This is a genomic window from Neobacillus vireti (assembly GCF_036962345.1).
GTDB lineage: Bacteria > Bacillota > Bacilli > Bacillales > Cytobacillaceae > Neobacillus > Neobacillus vireti_A.
On the sequence record NZ_JBALNB010000012.1, the window covers coordinates 403,714 to 424,647 of the forward strand.

The window sequence follows — 20,934 nt, forward strand, 5'->3', positions numbered from 1 at the left end:
ATAATCAACCCATTTTTGAACATAGACAATTAATAATCCCTCATAAAAACGATATGAATGACAAATACTAAATAAAATTTATCCCTTTAATGCGTTATCTCAATGCCATTTACAGCTAAATATTGCCATGCTATACTCACATCGGTTGAAATCAGAAATGATAGCATAATGGTAATATAGAGGGGAATCGTACGATGAATCGCAGAAAAAACAAAAAAACTATACCTAAATTTAATCCTATAGTAGAATACATAAACATTTTAATTGGTTCGGCTATAATCGCGCTCGCTTTTAATGTATTTCTGCTGCCTAATCAAATCGCTTCAGGCGGCGTTAGTGGAATCAGTACAATTTTATTAAGTGTTTTCGGGTGGGAGCCTGCCTATGTCCAATGGGCTTTCAATATCCCATTATTTATTGCCGGAGTTGTTTTATTAGGAAAACAATTTGGCATAAAAACTCTAGTGGGTACTGTTTTTCTGCCATTTATCGTTTTTTTAACAAAGAATATTGAGCCATGGACGAATGATGCTTTGCTCGGAGCATTGTTTGGTGGAATTGGCGTGGGGCTGGGCTTAGGAATTGTCTTTAGAGGAAATGCCTCTACTGGCGGAACAGACTTGGCAGCGCAAATTATTACGAAGTACACAGGGTTAACCCTAGGAACGAGTGTTGTCCTCATTGACGGGCTAATTGTTCTAACTGCAGCGTTAGTTTTTGATATAGAACGCGGTTTATATGCATTAATTGCTTTATATGTGACAAGTAAAACGATAGATTTAGTCCAAGTTGGTTTTGGCAGGTCGAAAACGGCGATGATTATTACAAATAAACAAGAAGAAGTGCGTGAAGGAATTCTGAATAAAATCGACCGGGGTGTCACAAAACTTTCAGCGTATGGAGGTTTTACCGATAACGAGAGGCCTGTCCTGATGTGTGTGGTTGATCAGCGCGAGTTCACAAAATTGAAACAATTGGTTAAAACCCTTGATCCATCTGCATTTATCGTCGTTATGGACGCCTCAGAAGTATTGGGAGAAGGTTTCAAAAGGGCTTAATAGGGGCTATAATAAGTTTCGTATGGAAAATTCTTCTGAAGGGGGAGTAGTTATGAAGAAAAAGCTACTAAAAATGTTATTTGGAACAGCTCTGGTTATAAGTCTTGCAGCTTGCGGCGGCGGGGATGACGAGGGTGGAGGCGACACAGCTTCTGCTGGGGATGCTGAAAAAATTTACTCGCAAAAATGCTCAAGCTGTCATGGCGGTGACCTAAAGGGTGGTATGGGACCTGACCTAACAGCAGTGGGAGCCAGCAAATCTAAGGATGAGATTGCTGCAATCATTAAGGATGGTACGAATGGCGGAATGCCAGGAGGACTTATCGAAGGTGATGACCTTGACAAGGTTGCGGATTGGCTCGCAGCTAAAAAGTAATATAGTTGTAAACGTTCTGTATTTGTGCAGAACGTTTTTTATTTTTATGATTCTTATATTACTTTATTAAGATACTGTTAACTTTTGTCGAAAAATATAGGATATATATAACAACTTATACAGGTATTGAAAAGAAACTGTAATAATTTTACCGGTTTTTTTACGTGTATAGAATGTTATAATGAATTTATGCGAAATCCTGCATATTTTGTCTAGGATTTTGTTTTTGTGCAAGAAAATAAGAGGTTATTGTCGAATCTTTTTGTTTCGAAACTAACTTATAAAGGTGATTCTATATGATAGAAATGCAAGATGTATTTAAAAAGTACCCAAATGGGGTTACTGCGATAAATGGGATTGATGTTCGGATTAACCAGGGGGAGTTTGTTTATGTGGTTGGTCCAAGTGGTGCTGGGAAATCTACCTTTATTAAAATGATGTATCGTGAGGAAGTACCAACATCAGGAACGATAACGATGAATGGCGTTAACTTGGCTAAGATAAAGAATAAGAAGGTACCGATTTTCCGCCGGAATCTTGGAGTGGTTTTTCAAGACTTTAAATTATTGCCAATGAAGACCGTTTATGAAAATGTTGCCTTTGCTTTAGAGGTTATTGAAGCGCAGCCGAAGTTTATCAAGAAGAGAGTGATGGAAGTCCTTGATCTTGTAAACCTTAAACATAAAGCCAGAATGCTTCCAACAGAGTTGTCTGGAGGGGAGCAGCAGCGTGTTTCCATCGCACGTTCGATTGTTAACTCTCCAAAGGTAGTAATTGCAGACGAGCCTACAGGTAACCTTGATCCCGAGACTTCATGGGAAATCATGAATATCTTTGAGGAAATTAATAATAGAGGAACTACGATTGTTATGGCGACACATAACAGAGAAATCGTGAACACGATTAAACATCGTGTTATTGCAATTGAATCCGGAAAAATTGCACGTGATGAACAAAGAGGTGATTACGGTTATGAAAATTAGAACTCTTGGCCGTCATGCGCAGGAAAGCTTTAAGAGTATTGGCAGAAATGGCTGGATGACGTTCGCCTCTGTCAGTGCGGTTACGGTAACACTCATTTTAGTAGGCGTCTTTTTCGTTATTATGATGAATCTAAATAAGGTTGCTCAAACCATAGAAGAGGACGTTCAAATTCGCGTTCACATCGATGTTGCTGCGAATGAACAGGACCAGCAAAATTTAAAAGGTGAGATTGAAAAGATATCAGAAGTGCAAAATGTGAAATTTTCATCCAAGGAGCAAGAGCTTCAAGAATTAATTAAGAGTATGGGTGAAGAAGGACAAGCATTTAAACTATTTGAACAAGACAACCCACTTAACGATGTGTTCATTGTAAAAACGAAAAACCCTAAAGATACCATGAAAGCAGCAGATAAAATTGAAAAGTTAGAGTATGTTACCAAAGCTGTTTACGGTAAGGGAACCGTCGAAAAACTATTTAACTTTATTGAAGCGAGCCGTAATGTCGGTATTGTATTAATTGCTGGTTTATTTTTCACGGCTATCTTCTTAATCTCCAATACGATTAAGATTACAATTATTGCAAGACGAAGAGAAATTAAGATTATGAGGCTTGTAGGAGCAACGAATAGCTTTATTAGGTGGCCATTTTTCTTAGAAGGGTTATGGCTTGGTATACTAGGCGCTATCCTGCCAATTATCTTAATTTCGATTGCTTACTATAATGCGTATGAATATCTTGCACCGAAGTTAGTAGGGAACTTTATTCAAATTCTTCCATATAATCCATTTATTTATCAAGTATCGGGAGTTCTTCTTTTAATGGGTGGATTAATTGGGATTTGGGGAAGTTTGATGTCAGTAAGGAAATTCTTGAAAGTTTAATTCTTTTGAGGAAGGACAGTAAGAATATGTCCTTCCTGATTAATGTTTGCCGTATGATTACGATATAACCGTACATAAATAAAGGCAGGAGGGAGAAAACACCTTTGAAAAAAACAATAGTAACTCTTGCGGTTGCAGGAGCGGTCGGATTAAGTGGTATTTTTGGGGGAGTTGTCGAGGCTGCGTCCATTTCTAGCTTAAAGGATCAGCAAAATCAAATTGAAAAGGAAAAATCTGAATTATCATCTACTATAAACGATGCTGACCAACAGATTAATGGTTTAATTGAACAGCAGTCTGAAGTGAAAAAAGAAATGACACGTATTGATTTTGCAATTGGTGACACTCATAAGAAAATTAGTGAAAAAACAGCTGAATTGGAGGAAACCAAGGCAGAAATTACTAGACTTCAAGAAGAAATTAGAGTTACAAAAGAACGAATAGAAAAGCGAAATGAACTCTTGAAGGAGCGCGCCCGCAATTATCAAGAAACAGGCGGAATGGTCAGTTACCTTGATGTGTTAATGGGTTCACATAACTTTAGCGACTTTATTGACCGTGCCAGTGCGGTAGCGACGATTATGAAAGCAGACCAGGATATTTTAAAGCAGCATGAAGCTGATAAAAAGAGTTTAGAGGAAAATCAGGCCAAGCTAGAAGAAGAGCTTGCGAGTGTTCAAACTATTCTAGCTGATTTAGAAAAAATGAATCAACAATTGAATGCGCAAAGAGCTGAGAAGGATCGGTTATTGGCTTCTCTAGAACAGCAAGAAGATGAGATACATGAGCACAAAATGGAACTACAGGAAGAGGCACAACTACTTGCTGCCCAATCAGCAGCCATCCAAAAAGCAATTGCGCTTGAACAAAAGCGCCAAGAGGAGGCAGCTGCGGCAGCAGCAGCTTCAGCGGCAGCCGCAGCTGCTTCAGCAGCAACAGCAGCAGCAAACAATAACTCTGGGTCAGGAAATGGTGGAGGGAATAGTACCCCGTCACAAACAACTGCACCTGTCTCTAGTGGGGCCTTCACCCTTCCAGCTAATGGAACATTTACATCAGGATTTGCTCCACGTTGGGGTTCGTTCCACTATGGAATTGATATAGCAAATAGAGCATCGGGTGTGCCAATATGGGCTGCTGCAGATGGTGTAGTCATTCAATCCTATTATTCTAGCAGTTATGGGAATGTTGTTTTTATTGCTCATTCAGTTAATGGACAAACATATACTACTGTTTCTGCTCATATGGAGGCGCGATTTGTCAGCTCTGGAGCAGTTGTTAAAAAGGGTCAGCAAATTGGAATTATGGGTAACACAGGAGACTCCACTGGAAAACATTTACATTTTGAGCTTCATAGAGGGGAATGGAATGGCAGCAAAAGTAATGCGATCAATCCAGTTGGAATTGTACCAATGCCATAATTATAAAAAAGGGAGAAGCCATGCTTCTTCCTTTTTTTTATGAAGAAAAATCCATACAAGGCACCTATCTACTTTTCTAGCATAACTCGTCCCTTCCTAACATAATAGTTAATAAACGGGCAGGGGATTAGGATATGAACATTCAATAGAAGCTGCACATGAGGGGGAGCAGGATGAAAAGTAAATGGATTGCCCTGATGGTGGTGGGTTCGCTTCTTACTGGAGCGGGGGGCACTTATGCAGGAATGCAATGGTTTGAACAAACAGAGGGGAACACAGCCCTTGAACAAACTTTTACCGAAGAAGAACAAATCGTTACGGGTCAGAGTGATACAGAAGAACTTTTAAAAGTGAATCAGGCATATGAATTAATCCAAAGCAAATATGTTGAAAAGGTAGATAATGAGAAGTTAGTTGAGGGAGCAATTCAAGGAATGTTAACTGCATTAGAGGATCCCTATTCAGTTTATATGAATAAGGAAACAGCAAAGCAGTTTAGTCAAGCTTTAGAATCATCATTTGAAGGGATTGGAGCTGAGGTGGGGATGGTTGATGGAAAGATCGTCATTATTTCTCCATTTAAAAATTCTCCAGCTGAAAAAGCAGGCATAAAGCCAAATGATGAGATTTTGAAGGTAGATGGGAAAAGTGTCGAGGGACTAGACCTTAATAAAGCTACTTTAAAAATACGTGGTAAAAAGGGAACTATTGTCTCTTTGGAAATATCTCGGAAGGGCTTAAAGGAACCTCTCACCATTAAAGTTACACGGGATGAAATTCCACTCGAGACCATACATGCTTCTGTAAAAAAGAAAGATGGGAAAAAGATCGGATATATTGAGATAACGTCCTTTTCTCAAGAGACAGCCTCAGATTTTAAGGAGGAGTTACGTTCGTTAGAGAAACAGGATATTGAGGGATTAATCATTGATGTCCGTGGAAACCCAGGTGGATTGCTGGTAAGTGTAGAAGATATCTTAAAGGAATTTGTTACAAAGGATAAGCCCTTTATTCAAATAGAGCAGCGAAATGGGGAAAAGGAACGGCACTTCTCTAATTTAGCAGAGAAAAAAGAATACCCTGTTGCTGTCTTAATCAATAAAGGCAGTGCATCGGCTTCAGAGATTTTAGCAGGAGCACTGAAAGAAGCCTCAGGTTATCAGTTGGTTGGAGAGCCGACGTTTGGGAAGGGGACCGTACAGCAGGCTGTTCCAATGGGAGACGGCAGCAACATTAAGTTAACTCTTTTCAAATGGCTTACACCAGATGGAAATTGGATTCATAAGGAAGGGATTAAGCCCGACATAGAAATCAAGCAGCCAGCTATTTTTAATACCCATCCACTCCAAATCGAGGAACCACTTAAAGAAGATATGAACAATGAGCAGGTAAAAAATGCGCAAGAAATATTAGCTGGTTTAGGATTTGCTCCGGGGAGAACGGATGGTTATTTTAGCGCTGAAACAAGTACTGCGGTCAAAGCCTTTCAACAAAATAACAACTTGCAGCCAACTGGAAAAATTGATGCCAAAACAGCTGCCAAGCTTGAAGAAGAAACCATAAAAGAAATGAAAAAGGAGAAAAATGATCTCCAGCTGCAAACTGCATTACGGCTAATTGCAAAATAATCAGGGAAACAGAGGCTTATGCCTCTGTTTTTGTATGTGACAAAATTATATAATTCCTTGGGGATGAAAGAGAATTTCCGTGGAAATATTGACGAAAAATCGTTGAATTTGGAAAATGACCGTAGTTGGCTGGAGAGAATTCGACAATTAATTTATTTTTCAAGAAACTAGCAATAGGTTTTATTCTTCCAATTTGGTAAAATAATCTTTAGGGCTAGACTAATAGATTTTATAATAAGGGTGGTGACTGAATTGGTGCAAATATGGCTTATTGAGTTGTTAAAAGGTACAGGAAAACTTTTTCTGCATCCTGTTTTTTACTATCTTATTTTCCTTTCCGGAATTCTGGGAGTGTCAAGAGTTAAACGGGAACGGAAAAATTTCCATAACAGGACGTTTGATGCTTACTATGAACTTCGACAATTGTTTCCATTAGGATTAATTCTAGGACTAGTGCTATCTGTAGCTGCTGTTTTGGCGGGTTTAACTGTTCCGTTTGCTGCCATCCTTCTCACCGCAGGCTTTACGTTTTTATGGAGTTTAACAACGAATATCCGGTTAATGTCGCCAGTCTATACAGTCGGTGCTGCCTTTTTCGGGATCATCATAATCGCAGAGTATAACTGGAGCATTCCAGTCTTCAAAGGGTTATTCAAGGATATAGATGAAAAAATCTATCCTTCTGTTGTCATCCTGTTGGCACTCTTATTACTTGCAGAAGGAATTCTTATTTTAAAAAATGGAACGAAAGGAACGTCTCCAAAACTGGTGAAAAGCAGGCGCGGTCAGAGCGTTGGTGCTCATGAAGTAAAACGATTCTGGTTATTGCCAATGTTCCTGCTAATTCCTGGGAAGGTATTGACAATGCCATTCGAGTGGTGGCCGGTCTTTCATATCGGTATGGAATCCTACTCTTTAATCCTAGTTCCGTTTGCTGTCGGATTTAGCCAGCAGATTCAAGGCATGCTGCCAAGGCAGGCGATTCAGCTGCATGGACGAAGAGTAATCACACTCGGAATCTTAGTGCTCATTTTAGCTGTTATTGGTTATTGGTATCCGCTTGTATCAATTATAGTTGCTGCTGTGGCAATTATCGGCCGTGAAATGATCTCCTTAACACTGCGGTTGAAGGATGATAATTTACCGTTTTATTTTTCAAAGAAAAACAACGGTTTAATGATTATTGGGATTATACCTGAATCACCAGCACACAAAATGGGGCTGCAAGTTGGGGAATTAATTTCAAAAATCAATGGTGTGAAAATTACTGACGAACAAGTTTTTTACGAAGCTCTGCAAAAAAATCGAGCTCATTGTAAGCTCGAGGTTTTGGATATCAATGGTGAAGTTCGATTCGTACAACGGGCATTGTATGAAGGTGACCATTATGAATTAGGTATCCTTTTTGTCCAGGATCAGAGAAAGTTTGTTGAAGAAATTAGCTAAGATAAAGTTGTGGGGAGGGGAGTCAGCTTGCTCTCTCCTTTTTGTCTTTACCGGTATATTTGTAACCACGAGTGCGAAACCTAACAGGGGAATTTATTATCCAAGAAAGGTGGTTTAGCCATATGATTAGTTTTTTAGACTTTAACTCTCCTGTGAATGTAAATTTTGATGGAATTTCCGAAGTTGTTTTTTATTTTACCATTTATTCGTTAATTGGCTGGCTATTGGAGAATACCTATAGCCTCGTCACAAAACGGAAATTTTTTAAACCGAATTTTTTTCTTGGACCTTTTAAGCCGATGTATGGTTTTGCCCCTGTTCTCTTGGTTTATTTAATCGGTCCGGAAACAAGTTGGCCAGTTATTTTGTTACTATGTTTTTTTATTCCTACCTTTATAGAGTACGTCAGCGGGGCACTACTACAGAAATGTTTCCAACGTCAATGGTGGGATTATTCTGATATGCCGCTGCAAGTTCAAGGTCATATCTGCCTGCCATTTTCTCTTTGTTGGATTCTGCTCTCTTTTGCCTGTATCAAATGGATTCATCCTGTCATTATTTCTGCTTATAAAGTCTCCGAATTACTATGGGCATGGATTTGGCCGGCAATTATATTGTATTTTATTGCAGAAGTTACATTATCCATTCGCAGACATTCAGTCCATGCTTTGGAAGAAGCAGAATCGCCCAATCCAATTCAATAAAGAAAAACTCTCCTTCTGTTTAATAAGAAGGAGTTTTTTTTGAAAAAATAAAAAAGATTGACATTCAAACTTTGATTTGAATATCATATAATCAAATAAAGATTTGAATGTATGAGGTGATGGAATGAAGGAACGTGATATTTGTGAGGTTACCTGTGTTGATACACACAAAACCACAAGACTGCAGCCTTTAGTTGAAAAAAGCAATATTGTTGAGGTCACAAAGCTTTTTAAAGCCTTATCAGATGAAACACGAATGAAAATCGCTTATGCACTTACCATGGAAAACGAGCTGTGTGTTTGTGATGTGGCTAATATTGTTGGAGCAACAACGGCGACAGCTTCCCACCATTTGCGCCACCTGAATGGCTTGGGGCTTGCAAAATACCGTAAAGAAGGGAAATTAGTCTATTACTCCCTTGATGATGATCATGTAAAACAATTAATTCATATTGCCTTCGAACATCAGGAAGAAGTATCCAGTCGAAGGTAGGAATGTATTACAAAGGCTATTTTCGTAAATATTGTTGTTAAAATCTTAAAGCCGATTTTAACTTTGTTAAAATCCTAAAACCGATTTTAACTTGGAAATAGCTATTTTGAGCTATAGAATTTAGTTTGCTGGCTCTTTTCTTATTAAATGCTGTTTTCTGCAGAAACTTCGCACAATCATAAAATTTTGTTCCAAAAAGGAACAGAGCTTAAGAAAAGAGCATTACAAAAAAGAGATAAGAAAAAACTAAGAGACAACTCTAGTTGGGAGAGGATATTTATGGGACATCATCATCACCATGGACACTCTCATGGGCATTCACATGGTCACGGACATGGACATGGGCATTCACATTCTAGTAATAAAAAAGCATTACTGAGTTCTTTTATTATAATTGCTGTTTTTATGGTGGTTGAGGTTATCGGCGGAATTCTAACAAATAGCTTAGCTTTATTATCGGACGCCGGTCACATGCTTAGCGATGCGGCAGCCCTAGGATTAAGCTATTTTGCAATTAAATTAGGAGAAAAACAAGTATCACAGGAAAAAACCTACGGTTACAAGCGTTTTGAAATCATTGCCGCTGCTTTAAACGGGCTCACTCTAATCATCATTTCCTTATATATCTTTTATGAAGCGGTTCAGCGCTTCTTTGCTCCGCCTGAGGTGCAAAGTACAGGGATGCTGATTGTATCCGTAACAGGTTTAGTGGTTAACATTATCGCAGCTTGGATTCTAATGAGTGGTGACAAGGATGATAACCTAAATGTTCGAAGTGCGTTTTTACATGTACTGGGAGACATGCTGGGCTCTGTTGGAGCTATAGTCGCAGCCTTGTTGATTATGTTCTTCGGCTGGACCATTGCTGACCCAATTGCCAGTGTGATTGTCGCGGTATTAATCATTATCAGCGGTTTTCGTGTTACCCGGGATTCCTTCCATATCCTAATGGAAGGTGCACCATCCCAAATTGACATTCAGCAGGTTAAACAAGCCCTCAGTAAAATCCCGCTTGTTAAGGAAGTTCATGATTTACACATCTGGACCATTACTTCTGGGTATCCGGTATTAAGCTGTCATATTACGATTTTAGATGAAGCCGTCCATGATGATATTCTGGCTCGTTCACAAAAGATTCTTCATGATGAATTTCATATCGAGCATAGTACTATTCAAGTCGAAAAAGCTGAAATTGGCTGCCCGAGCCCGCATGGAACTTGCAATTAATTTAATAAAGGCTGTGTTCGTAAAGATTGTTGTTAAAATCTTAAAGCCGATTTTAACGTGGTAATAGATATTTTGCACTTTAGAATATATTTTGCAGGCTCTTTTCTTATTAATTTACTCTATTTCTTGCACTAACTTAGTACAATTGTTAATTCTTGTTCCTAAAATCAACAAAGTTTAAGAAAAGAGCTTGAAAAATACAGCTAATTTATTGCAATTTTGTGAATAAATTTCTAAAATAGATAGACAGAGACAAATGAATGAGGTGTACCCATGGAAGAGGTTTTTAGATACTTGTCGGCGTTTATATTGCCAGGATTGCTCGTGCTGCTATTTACCCGGGTCACTTATAATCGCTACATTGGTCTTGCATTAACCGTTGGACTCATTGCTGCTTCTGTTTATAAAGGTTATACCAACACCTTTCCACTTATTGTAATAGATGCATTTTCCTTAACAGCTGGTTTCTGGCTCGCAGCTAAGATGAAACAAAGAGTCCTCAAAAAAACGTAGCTTCAATCAAAAATCAAAGTCTGTCAATAAAATGGCAGGCTTTTTTTGCTTTTAATATAAATAAACTTAAATATCTACAAGAAAATCGAATGTAGGTTCGCATATTGTTGGTTAGTTTTTAGGATATTGTGTTAGAATGATACTATTAGATGTAAGAGGAGCACTTTCCGGCACCATCCCGGACTTTTTACATGTTGAAAAGCCAGAAAGTGTGTGAATCGGGAGGGAATTTTGTGAAGGACCAATTTGAATTAGTTTCGAAATACTCGCCCCAAGGTGATCAACCGGAAGCGATCCGTCAATTAGTTCAGGGAATTAATGAGGACAAGCGGTATCAGACGCTGCTTGGTGCCACCGGAACGGGAAAGACTTTTACTGTTTCAAATGTAATTAAAGAAGTAAATAAGCCGACACTTGTGATCGCTCATAATAAAACATTAGCGGGGCAGCTTTATAGCGAATTCAAGGAGTTTTTCCCAAATAATGCTGTTGAGTATTTTGTCAGTTACTATGATTACTTTCAGCCTGAAGCCTACGTTCCATCGACAGATACATTTATTGAAAAAGATGCGAGTATAAACGATGAAATTGATAAGCTTCGTCACTCGGCGACTTCCTCCTTGTTTGAGCGGAAAGATGTCATCATTATCGCTAGTGTATCGTGTATTTATGGTCTCGGTTCACCTGAAGAATACAAGGAGATGGTACTTTCTTTAAGAACAGGTATGGAAATTGAGCGTAACAAGCTGCTTCACCGTTTGGTGGATATTCAATATGAAAGAAACGATATTGATTTTAAGCGTGGTACGTTCCGTGTTCGCGGCGATATTGTGGAAATATTCCCTGTTTCGCGTGATGAGCATTGTGTCCGCGTAGAATTTTTTGGAGATGAAATTGATCGCATTCGCGAAGTAGATGCTTTAACAGGAGAAATCATTGGTGAGCGTGAGCATATCGCCATTTTCCCTGCATCCCACTTCGTCACTAGAGAAGAAAAAATGCGATTGGCGATTGAGAACATTGAAAAAGAACTCGAAGAACGTTTGGAAGAATTGCGTGATGAGAATAAATTGCTCGAAGCACAGCGGATTGAACAGCGGACTCGCTACGATCTCGAAATGATGCGTGAAATGGGTTTTTGTTCAGGTATTGAGAACTACTCACGCCATCTGACTCTGAGACCAGCAGGCTCCACGCCATATACGCTCCTCGATTATTTTCCAGAAGATTTTCTTCTCATTGTTGACGAATCGCATGTTACATTACCTCAAGTAAGGGGAATGTTCAATGGTGACCGAGCACGAAAACAGGTGCTTGTTGACTTCGGATTCCGTCTTCCGTCAGCGCTAGATAACCGGCCGTTGACTTTTGATGAATTTGAAAAGCATATTCACAATGCAATCTTTGTTTCGGCAACACCAGGACCATTTGAGCTTGAGCATACTCCAGAAATGGTTCAGCAAATCATTCGTCCTACAGGTTTATTGGATCCAACCATTGAAGTGCGCCCTATTGAGGGACAAATTGACGACATCATTGGTGAAATTCAGGAGCGAATCAAGAAGAATGAACGTGTATTGATTACGACTTTAACAAAGAAAATGTCAGAGGACTTAACGGATTATCTGAAAGAAATCGGTATTAAAGTTCAATATTTGCATTCTGAAGTCAAAACACTTGAACGTATTGAAATCATTCGTGAGCTGCGGCTCGGTAAATACGATGTTCTTGTCGGGATTAACCTTCTAAGAGAAGGTCTCGATATTCCAGAGGTTTCTCTCATTACCATTTTGGATGCCGATAAAGAAGGGTTCCTCCGTTCGGAACGTTCATTAATCCAAACTATTGGCCGTGCGGCTCGTAACGCCAATGGCCATGTCATCCTGTATGCGGATAAAATGACAAATTCGATGGAAATAGCAATTAATGTAACAAGAGAGCGTCGGAGAATTCAAGAAGAATATAATAAAAAGCACGGCATTACGCCAATGACCATTCAAAAGGGAATTCGGGAGTCGATTCGAGCCACTCATGCTGCCGAAGAACAGGAAGACTACAAACCATCCGCAGCCTTTGGTAAGATGTCGAAGAAAGAAAAAGATAAGCTAATAGCCACGATGGAAAAGGAAATGAAAACAGAAGCAAAGGCGCTTAATTTTGAGCGAGCGGCCGAACTTCGTGATTTATTATTAGAGTTAAAAGCGGAAGGATGACGTAACCATGGCGATGGATAAATTAATTGTAAAAGGCGCCAGAGCCCATAATTTAAAAAATGTAGATGTCGCCATTCCGAGGGATAAGCTTGTTGTATTAACAGGACTTTCTGGTTCAGGAAAGTCCTCTTTGGCTTTTGATACGATTTATGCAGAAGGACAACGGCGCTACGTAGAATCACTCTCGGCTTATGCACGGCAATTCCTGGGACAAATGGATAAACCGGACGTCGATTCCATTGAAGGACTATCTCCAGCGATTTCAATAGATCAAAAAACAACAAGCAAGAACCCTCGTTCAACCGTAGGAACGGTGACGGAAATTTATGATTACTTGCGATTACTTTTTGCCCGTGTTGGAAGACCGACCTGTCCAATCCACAACATTGAAATTTCTTCGCAAACGATTGAGCAAATGGTCGACCGTATTTTGGAGTATCCAGAACGAACAAAAATGCAGATCCTTGCTCCAATTATATCGGGTCGAAAAGGGATGCATGTTAAAGTATTAGAAGATATAAAAAAACAAGGCTTTGTGCGTGTTCGTATAGATGGAGAAATGCTCGACCTTGGAGATGAGATTGAATTAGATAAAAATAAAAAACATTCGATTGAGGTTGTTGTTGACCGGATCGTCGTCAAAGAGGGCATGTCCGCTAGGATTGCAGATTCTCTTGAATCGGCCTTACGCCTTGGTGAAGGTAAAGTGCTCGTTGATGTCATTGGTGAAGAGGAACTCCTTTTCAGCGAAAACCATGCCTGTCCTCACTGTGGTTTTTCAATTGGGGAATTAGAACCTCGGATGTTTTCGTTCAATAGTCCTTTTGGTGCCTGCTCAGAGTGTGACGGACTTGGTTCCAAGCTCGAGGTAGATGTTGACCTAGTGATACCCAATAAGGATTTATCTTTGAAACAGCATGCAATTGCCCCATGGGAGCCGACGAGTTCACAGTATTATCCGCAGCTGCTCGAAGCTGTTTGTAACCATTATGGTGTTGATATGGATATACCGTTCAAGGACATCCCAAATCATCTTATAGAAAAAGTTCTTTATGGAGTAAAAGGTGATAAAATTTATTTCCGTTATGAGAATGATTGGGGACAAGTTCGTGAAGGGCATATTGAATTTGAGGGCGTCATCCGTAATGTAGAGCGCCGTTACAAGGAGACAAGCTCTGATTATATTCGTGAGCAAATGGAGAAATACATGGGTGAACAGCCGTGTCCGACCTGTAAAGGCAATCGGTTGAAAAAAGAGAGCTTAGCTGTGTTAATCTCTGGACGTCATATTTCTCAACTAACACATTTATCAATTGAAGAAACCTATGATTTTTTTAAAAGCATATCCTTATCGGAAAAAGAAATGCAGATAGGCAAGCTGATATTTAATGAGATTCATGAGCGCCTAGGATTCCTCATGAATGTAGGACTCGATTACTTAAGTCTTGGCCGTGCATCAGGGACTCTCTCTGGAGGAGAAGCGCAGCGTATTCGTTTGGCAACCCAAATTGGTTCAAAGTTAACAGGCGTACTCTACATTTTAGACGAGCCTTCGATTGGTCTTCATCAGCGTGATAATGACCGCCTAATTGAAACGTTAAAGCATATGCGTGATATCGGAAATACCTTGATTGTTGTTGAACATGATGAAGATACCATGATGGCTGCTGATTACTTAATTGATATCGGGCCAGGTGCAGGGGTCCATGGCGGTCAAATTATATCTGCGGGCACACCTGCTGAAGTTTTAGCCGACCCGAATTCGTTAACTGGGCAGTATCTATCCGGCAAGAAGTTTATTCCATTGCCACTCGAGCGACGCAAATCAGATGGAAGATATATCGAAATTAAAGGGGCTTCAGAAAATAATTTACGTAATGTAAATGTCAAGATACCTTTAGGTATGTTTATCGCTGTCACGGGTGTGTCTGGTTCCGGGAAAAGTACACTGATTAATGAAGTCCTTCATAAATCACTCGCACAGAAACTAAATCGCGCAAAAACAAAGCCTGGTGAGCATAAAGAGATTATCGGTATGAATTATTTAGAAAAAGTCATCGATATTGACCAATCACCAATTGGCAGGACACCACGCTCCAATCCTGCAACCTATACAGGTGTATTTGATGATATCCGAGATTTGTTTGCAACAACGAATGAAGCGAAAGTCCGCGGTTATAAAAAAGGACGTTTTAGCTTTAATGTTAAAGGTGGACGCTGTGAGGCATGTAAGGGAGATGGAATCCTCAAAATCGAGATGCACTTCCTGCCGGACGTCTATGTTCCATGCGAGGTATGTCATGGAAAACGCTATAACCGTGAAACGCTCGAAGTGAGATATAAGGGAAAGAATATTGCGGAAATTCTAGAAATGACGGTCGAGACAGCTGTACAGTTTTTCGAAAATGTCCCAAAAATCAGCCGCAAGCTGCAGACGATTTATGATGTTGGTCTTGGATATATAAAATTAGGTCAACCTGGAACAACTCTTTCTGGCGGAGAGGCACAGCGTGTAAAGCTTGCTTCTGAACTTCACCGCCGTTCAAATGGAAAAACCTTTTACATTTTGGATGAACCAACGACTGGTCTTCATGTTGATGATATTTCAAGGTTGTTAGTCGTTCTCCAGCGCTTAGTTGAGACTGGCGATACTGTCTTGGTGATTGAGCATAATTTAGATGTCATCAAAGCCACAGACTATATTATCGATCTCGGTCCTGAAGGCGGGGACAAGGGAGGGACCATTGTCGCTTCAGGGACCCCTGAAAAAGTCGCAGAGGTACCAGGTTCGTATACAGGCAAATACTTAAAGCCTATACTAGAGCGTGACCGGTTACGAATGAAGGAACAAATCAAAGAAAAAGAAACGATTGGATAGAGCTAAGACCTTTGGGTTTTAGCTTTTTTGTATAGAGGAACCATTTTTTTGAAACCTTCATCCTTTCCCATCCGTAATATACGGTAAGGGGAGTGATGGATATGGAAACAAGGAAGGTCCTTTCTGGCTTATGTTACTTTAGTATTTTTTTTGCTGGGATTCTTTTTCCGCTTGTCGTGATGTTCGCCTCAGGAGATGATGTCACAAAAAGCCATGCTAAAAAGGCATTTTTATCTCACTTAATTCCACTAATACCAGTTCCACTGCTAATATTCGCTATATTTAATGATTTGAATGCTATAAATAATGAAGCTATTCCTGTTTTTACACTGGTCACTGCAGGAATAATAATCTTAGTTAGTCTGATTGTCACGATATGGAATGTGATAAAAGGCGTAAAAGCCTTCATGATGGAATAGATTTTATAGAAAGGCTGTTTTCATAGATATTGTTGTTAAAATCTTAAAGCCGATATTAACGTGGAAATAGTTACTTTGCGACTTTGAATTTAGTTTGCAAGCTCTTTTCTTGTTAAATTTATACTGTTTTCTGTGAAGACACAGCAGGATCATTAATTTTCGTTATAAATAGCAACATAGTTTAAGAAAAGAGCCTAAAGAATACTTTTATTGGAGTGGATGATGATGAAGGAAGAACGAAAAAGGATTTTAAAGATGGTAGAAGAAGGAAAACTAAATGTCGATGAAGCATTAACCTTATTAGAAGAACTTGAAAAACCAGGGCAAACTATGGAACAAAAGCAGGAGCAAATTGCTAAGGAGATATCAACAGCTTTTCAGTTTGAAGAAGCAAAGAAAGAAGAGGGTGCTCATAGTAAAGTTCATTCAGCGAAAGAAAAAATCTTTCATTTTGTTGACACAGCATTGAAAAAAGTGAAAGACCTTGACCTTGATTTGAACTTCGGTCAGTCCGTAGAAATCTCACATATCTTCCATCAAGGCGATGTTTACTTACGAGATATGGATATTGATCTTGCTAATGGCTCCCTTAAGCTTGTACCTTGGGATCAAAACGATGTCAGGATTGAATGTAATGCAAAGGTGTACCGTGTAGATAACTCCGATCAGGCACGGGAGAACTTTTTAAAAGATGTTTTATTTGCGATTGATGGGCAAAAATTGCGGTTCATGACCCAGCAGAAATGGATGAAGGTGGATGCGGTAGTTTATGTTCCTCAAGCTGAATATGAACGGGTTCGTGTAAGGCTATTCAATGGTCCAATTTCAGGAGAAGAATTATTCATAAGTGATTTACGGATGAAAACGGCCAATGGAAAAATTGAACTAACACGATTAAATGGGAAAAAGGCCGAAGTTGAAACCGCAAATGGTCATATTACACTAAATACAAGCACCATAGATAATCTTGAAGTAGAAACCATTAACGGAGCGATTAAGCTTGATGGCGATTTTGGAAAAGTTGAGACACAAACATTAAACGGGAATACCACCTATAATTTAACCGGAAACCGTTGTGAATTAATTTCGGCGAAAGCGACGACAGGCGGTATTGATTTGTATATTCCTGATGGAGTGGCTGCCAGCGGAGAGTTAAAGACTAATCTAGGCGGTTTTAATATTAAACTTGATGGAATCCAGGTTCTTGAAGAAAAGAGTGAAATGATTCAAAAAATGCTTCGCTTCCAATCGGTCAATCATCCAGACCGGATGTTAAAGATATTTGTCGATACGAAAACAGGGTCCATTACGCTTCATAAATCGGCAGAGGCAAGCAGTTAATAGGAGATTTGATAAATGAAATGGTTGATTGGGATATTAATAAATGCAGTTCTGTTTATGGCAATTGCAGGCTATTTTTCTGAAAGCTTCGTGCTTGATGGCTTTGCCGCTGCACTAGGAGCAAGCTTCTTATTATCAATTATAAATATCATTGTGCGGCCAATTCTCGTTATTCTAACTTTACCTGCCACCATTTTAACATTAGGTTTTTTTCTGTTTGTCATTAATGCGATAACGCTTGAAATCACCGATTATTTAATGGGTGATGCCTTTGAGATTTCAGGTTTTGGGATGGCGTTACTTGCTGCCATCATTATGTCAATCATAACTCTGGTTTTAGATAAAACGATACTTAAATCATCAAAAGAAAAATAAAGGCTGTTCTAAGAAAAGGAGCCTAAAAAAAGAAGCAATTGGCGGGAGGGCTAATTGCTTCTTTTTTTTATCGTTTCATGGTATGAATAAAGCGATAGCGGTCGGCACGAAAAGTGGATTTAACCAATTCAAAAGGTGTTCCATTGGCTAAATAAGAAATACGTTCGATTAAAAGGATAGGGTCACCTTCCTGAATCGCCAATCCTTCTGAGACATGACGATCTGCAATCGACGCTTCTATTTCCTGGGTAGCTTCACTAATAGAAAGTAAGAGATTCTCCTCAATGTATTGGTAGAGGGAGAGGTTGCTATTCTCTTCTGTTAATCCGGGAACGATTTCAATTGGAATATAGGCAGTTTCAAGTGCCAATGGAGTACCGTCCGCTAAACGAATCCGCTTGATTTTATATACAGCAGAATTTTCATTTATCCTTAGCTTTTGGGCTACTTTGTTGACAGCAGGGATGATTTGAAAGGATAAAAGGTTACTGCTTGACTGCATTCCCCTCGAAAGCATGTCCTCCGTAAAACTCGTCATTCCTAGAAGCTCTTGTTCCACCTTTTTCTTATTAACAAACGTTCCTCTGCCTTTTTGCCTCTTTAAATAACCTTCGGAAACCAAATTATTGATTGCCTGTCTTACAGTCATGCGGCTTATGTGAAACGTTTGTGCATATTCCCGCTCGGAGGGAATGAGTGCTTCTTCCTCTAGTGAACCATTATTGATTTGTTGTTTAATGATTTCTTCTAGTTGGTGATAGATTGGAATGGGTGAATTTTTATTAATCATCCTGAAAACTCCTTGCCCAGAACGCTAGATAAATTTACATGCGGCCCTATCTGCAATCACAGTGACTTGATGATGATTTTTTAAGGCAGACGCTGGGAAATCTTCGCTTATTTCTCCGTTCATGAACTTTAAAAGTGCTTCTGCTTTATTTTCTCCTGAAATGAGGAGAAGAATTTCCTTACTTTCGAGTATGGTAGCGATCCCCATGGTTATTGCATGTGTTGGCACTTCGTTAATGGAGTTAAAAAATCTTGAATTGGCCTCCCTTGTATCTTGTGCAAGAGTGACGATATGTGTCCGGCTGGAGAAGGGAGTTCCTGGTTCATTAAAACCAATATGCCCGTTCTGACCAATACCGAGTATTTGGAGGTCGACTCCGCCTAGATCCTTAATCAGTTGTTCGTATCGCTGACATTCTAGCTTCAAGTCAGGAGCTGTTCCGTTTGGAATATGAGTAAGATCTTCGCTTATTTCAAGATGTTGGAATAAATTTTCTCTCATAAAATAATGATAGCTATTAGAATCTTCAGCAGGGAGGCCAATATATTCATCTAAATTAACCGTTTTGACCTCTCTATAGGAGGTGCCATTTGACTTATGGTCATGGATTAAATAATCATAAGTACCTTTTGGGGTGCTTCCTGTAGCCATCCCTAACGTTATAGCAGGATTAGAGCGGATTTTTTCTACAATTATTTTTCCTGCTTCTAAGCTCATTTCTGTATAATCTTCTGTACGTATTAGTTTCAACTTCATTACCCCTTTTTAAATGCCGTTTCCTCACGGCAAAATGTCAATTAAACTTGATGGACTTGATGTCCCCAATAAAAATCGAAAAATCAGATTCTTTTCCTAATAGAAAGGCAAAACTTGATCACCATAAAATAAGTACACATGCGTTTATTATAATCTCTAGTGGTTTAGTTGTCTATACCAGCTGTGGATTGTCTTCTTATTTATTTTACCAATAAATGAGGAATGTAGTATTCGAATAACTTCCATGTTGGTATGAAATATAAATAGTGCTAAAATAAGAGGAAATTGAAATAAAATAAACATTGATTACTGTCTAGCAGCAGCGCCCAAGCGCTTCCGCTTTTCGAATAAGGAGGAAATCATTTGCCAAAGGTACGTACAAAAGATATTTACGAGAGATTTCATCTAGAACTTATTAGCGGTGAAGAAGGAATAAATCGTCCGATTACTATGAGTGATATTTCAAGACCAGGAATTGAATTGGCAGGATACTTTGAATATTATCCAGCTGAACGAATCCAATTATTAGGTAAAACAGAGCTGTCCTTCTTTGCGGAATTGTCTGACCATGAACGTGTGTCCAGAATGGAACGGTTATGCACCGATATCACTCCTGCGATTATTATTACAAGAGGATTAGATGTGCCGGAAGAGCTAATTGAAGCTGCAGAACGTGAATCTGTCCCAGTGCTGCGTACGAATATGAAAACAACGCGTTTTTCAAGCAGGCTCACAAACTTTTTAGAAAGCAGGTTAGCTCCAACTACGGCTGTCCATGGAGTATTGGTGGATATTTATGGGATTGGTGTCTTAATAACGGGAAAAAGTGGTGTGGGTAAAAGTGAAACGGCGTTGGAATTAGTTAAACGTGGACATCGGCTTGTAGCGGATGATTGTGTGGAAATTCGTCAGGAAGACGAGGACACACTTGTTGGAACCTCACCAGATTTAATCGAGCATTTATTAGAAATTCGCGGGCTAGGCATTATTAATGTCATGACCCTTTTTGGAGCTGGAGCTGTTCGCAGTAATAAACGAATTACTATGGTGATTAACCTAGAGATTTGGGATGCTGCGAAGCAATATGACCGCCTAGGACTAGATGAAGAAAAAATGAAAATCATTGATACTGAAGTTACAAAAATTACCGTTCCAGTTCGTCCTGGACGAAACCTGGCCGTCATCATTGAAGTAGCAGCCATGAATTACCGTCTAAAACGAATGGGTGTGAATGCAGCACAGCAATTTACTGAACGCCTATCGGATGTCATTGAAGATGGAGACCACGAGGATTAAATAAATAAAGGCTGTTTTCGGATAGATTGTTTTTAAAACTTTAAAGCCGATTTTAACGTGGAAATAGTTGTTTTACCCATAAGAATATTGTTTGCAGGCTCTTTTCTTAATAAGTATTGTTCATAAAAGCAGCA

19 protein-coding genes are annotated in these 20,934 nt (G+C 39.3%); 17 read left to right on the forward strand and 2 right to left on the reverse strand.

What is annotated here, in order from left to right:
• The first annotated feature begins 194 nt into the window (after nucleotides 1–194).
• The 16 genes from V7108_RS16365 to V7108_RS16440 all read left to right on the forward strand — a co-directional run bounded on the left by V7108_RS16365 (nucleotide 195) and on the right by V7108_RS16440 (nucleotide 17,958).
• Nucleotides 195–1,058: a YitT family protein gene (locus V7108_RS16365; protein ID WP_335568870.1), complete on the forward strand. Its 864-nt coding sequence runs from the start codon at nucleotides 195–197 to the stop codon at nucleotides 1,056–1,058.
• A 52-nt stretch (nucleotides 1,059–1,110) separates the two neighbouring features.
• Nucleotides 1,111–1,434 (forward strand): cytochrome c551, encoded by a 324-nt coding sequence (gene cccB / locus V7108_RS16370; protein ID WP_335518149.1) that lies wholly within the window; start codon nucleotides 1,111–1,113, stop codon nucleotides 1,432–1,434.
• Nucleotides 1,435–1,730: 296 nt separating this feature from the next.
• Complete coding sequence (gene ftsE, locus V7108_RS16375; RefSeq protein ID WP_335514042.1) at nucleotides 1,731–2,417, forward strand: cell division ATP-binding protein FtsE; 687 nt, start codon at nucleotides 1,731–1,733, stop codon at nucleotides 2,415–2,417.
• Nucleotides 2,407–3,300, forward strand: coding sequence for a permease-like cell division protein FtsX (ftsX, locus tag V7108_RS16380; protein WP_335514044.1), 894 nt, complete (start codon nucleotides 2,407–2,409; stop codon nucleotides 3,298–3,300). Before ftsE ends, ftsX begins: the two co-directional genes overlap by 11 nt.
• 104 nt (nucleotides 3,301–3,404) lie before the next feature.
• Entirely contained in the window at nucleotides 3,405–4,721 is a 1,317-nt protein-coding gene (locus V7108_RS16385; protein WP_335514047.1) for a murein hydrolase activator EnvC family protein, read from the forward strand.
• A 173-nt stretch (nucleotides 4,722–4,894) separates the two neighbouring features.
• Nucleotides 4,895–6,349, forward strand: a complete 1,455-nt coding sequence (locus V7108_RS16390) for a S41 family peptidase (protein ID WP_335514048.1) — start codon at nucleotides 4,895–4,897, stop codon at nucleotides 6,347–6,349.
• A gap of 252 nt (nucleotides 6,350–6,601) precedes the next feature.
• Nucleotides 6,602–7,795 carry a PDZ domain-containing protein gene (locus V7108_RS16395; RefSeq protein WP_335514051.1) on the forward strand — a complete coding sequence of 398 codons (1,194 nt, stop codon included), beginning with the start codon at nucleotides 6,602–6,604 and terminating at the stop codon, nucleotides 7,793–7,795.
• A 122-nt stretch (nucleotides 7,796–7,917) separates the two neighbouring features.
• Nucleotides 7,918–8,499, forward strand: coding sequence for a putative ABC transporter permease (locus V7108_RS16400; protein WP_335568871.1), 582 nt, complete (start codon nucleotides 7,918–7,920; stop codon nucleotides 8,497–8,499).
• A gap of 124 nt (nucleotides 8,500–8,623) precedes the next feature.
• On the forward strand, nucleotides 8,624–8,992 hold the full coding sequence (locus tag V7108_RS16405) for an ArsR/SmtB family transcription factor (RefSeq protein WP_335514079.1): 369 nt from the start codon (nucleotides 8,624–8,626) through the stop codon (nucleotides 8,990–8,992).
• Nucleotides 8,993–9,271: 279 nt separating this feature from the next.
• Nucleotides 9,272–10,219: a cation diffusion facilitator family transporter gene (locus tag V7108_RS16410; RefSeq protein ID WP_335568872.1), complete on the forward strand. Its 948-nt coding sequence runs from the start codon at nucleotides 9,272–9,274 to the stop codon at nucleotides 10,217–10,219.
• Between the two features lie 273 nt (nucleotides 10,220–10,492).
• A complete protein-coding gene (locus V7108_RS16415; RefSeq protein ID WP_335516771.1) occupies nucleotides 10,493–10,732 on the forward strand; it encodes a CsbA family protein in 240 nt (79 codons plus the stop codon).
• A gap of 233 nt (nucleotides 10,733–10,965) precedes the next feature.
• Nucleotides 10,966–12,945: an excinuclease ABC subunit UvrB gene (uvrB, locus tag V7108_RS16420; protein ID WP_335516769.1), complete on the forward strand. Its 1,980-nt coding sequence runs from the start codon at nucleotides 10,966–10,968 to the stop codon at nucleotides 12,943–12,945.
• Between the two features lie 7 nt (nucleotides 12,946–12,952).
• On the forward strand, nucleotides 12,953–15,823 hold the full coding sequence (uvrA, locus tag V7108_RS16425) for an excinuclease ABC subunit UvrA (RefSeq protein ID WP_335568873.1): 2,871 nt from the start codon (nucleotides 12,953–12,955) through the stop codon (nucleotides 15,821–15,823).
• Between the two features lie 101 nt (nucleotides 15,824–15,924).
• A complete protein-coding gene (locus V7108_RS16430; protein ID WP_335516426.1) occupies nucleotides 15,925–16,242 on the forward strand; it encodes a DUF4870 domain-containing protein in 318 nt (105 codons plus the stop codon).
• Nucleotides 16,243–16,467: 225 nt separating this feature from the next.
• Entirely contained in the window at nucleotides 16,468–17,583 is a 1,116-nt protein-coding gene (locus tag V7108_RS16435; RefSeq protein ID WP_335568874.1) for a DUF4097 family beta strand repeat-containing protein, read from the forward strand.
• Between the two features lie 15 nt (nucleotides 17,584–17,598).
• Nucleotides 17,599–17,958: a phage holin family protein gene (locus V7108_RS16440; protein ID WP_335516420.1), complete on the forward strand. Its 360-nt coding sequence runs from the start codon at nucleotides 17,599–17,601 to the stop codon at nucleotides 17,956–17,958.
• A 67-nt stretch (nucleotides 17,959–18,025) separates the two neighbouring features.
• Here V7108_RS16440 and V7108_RS16445 read toward each other — a convergent pair whose 3' ends face one another.
• Nucleotides 18,026–18,748 carry a GntR family transcriptional regulator gene (locus V7108_RS16445; RefSeq protein ID WP_335568875.1) on the reverse strand — a complete coding sequence of 241 codons (723 nt, stop codon included), beginning with the start codon at nucleotides 18,746–18,748 and terminating at the stop codon, nucleotides 18,026–18,028.
• Between the two features lie 24 nt (nucleotides 18,749–18,772).
• Entirely contained in the window at nucleotides 18,773–19,498 is a 726-nt protein-coding gene (gene nagB / locus V7108_RS16450) for a glucosamine-6-phosphate deaminase (RefSeq protein WP_335516416.1), read from the reverse strand.
• A gap of 369 nt (nucleotides 19,499–19,867) precedes the next feature.
• On the opposite strand from nagB, the gene hprK reads away from it, so the two are divergent.
• Nucleotides 19,868–20,800 carry an HPr(Ser) kinase/phosphatase gene (gene hprK / locus V7108_RS16455; protein ID WP_335516413.1) on the forward strand — a complete coding sequence of 311 codons (933 nt, stop codon included), beginning with the start codon at nucleotides 19,868–19,870 and terminating at the stop codon, nucleotides 20,798–20,800.
• Nucleotides 20,801–20,934 lie beyond the last annotated feature (134 nt).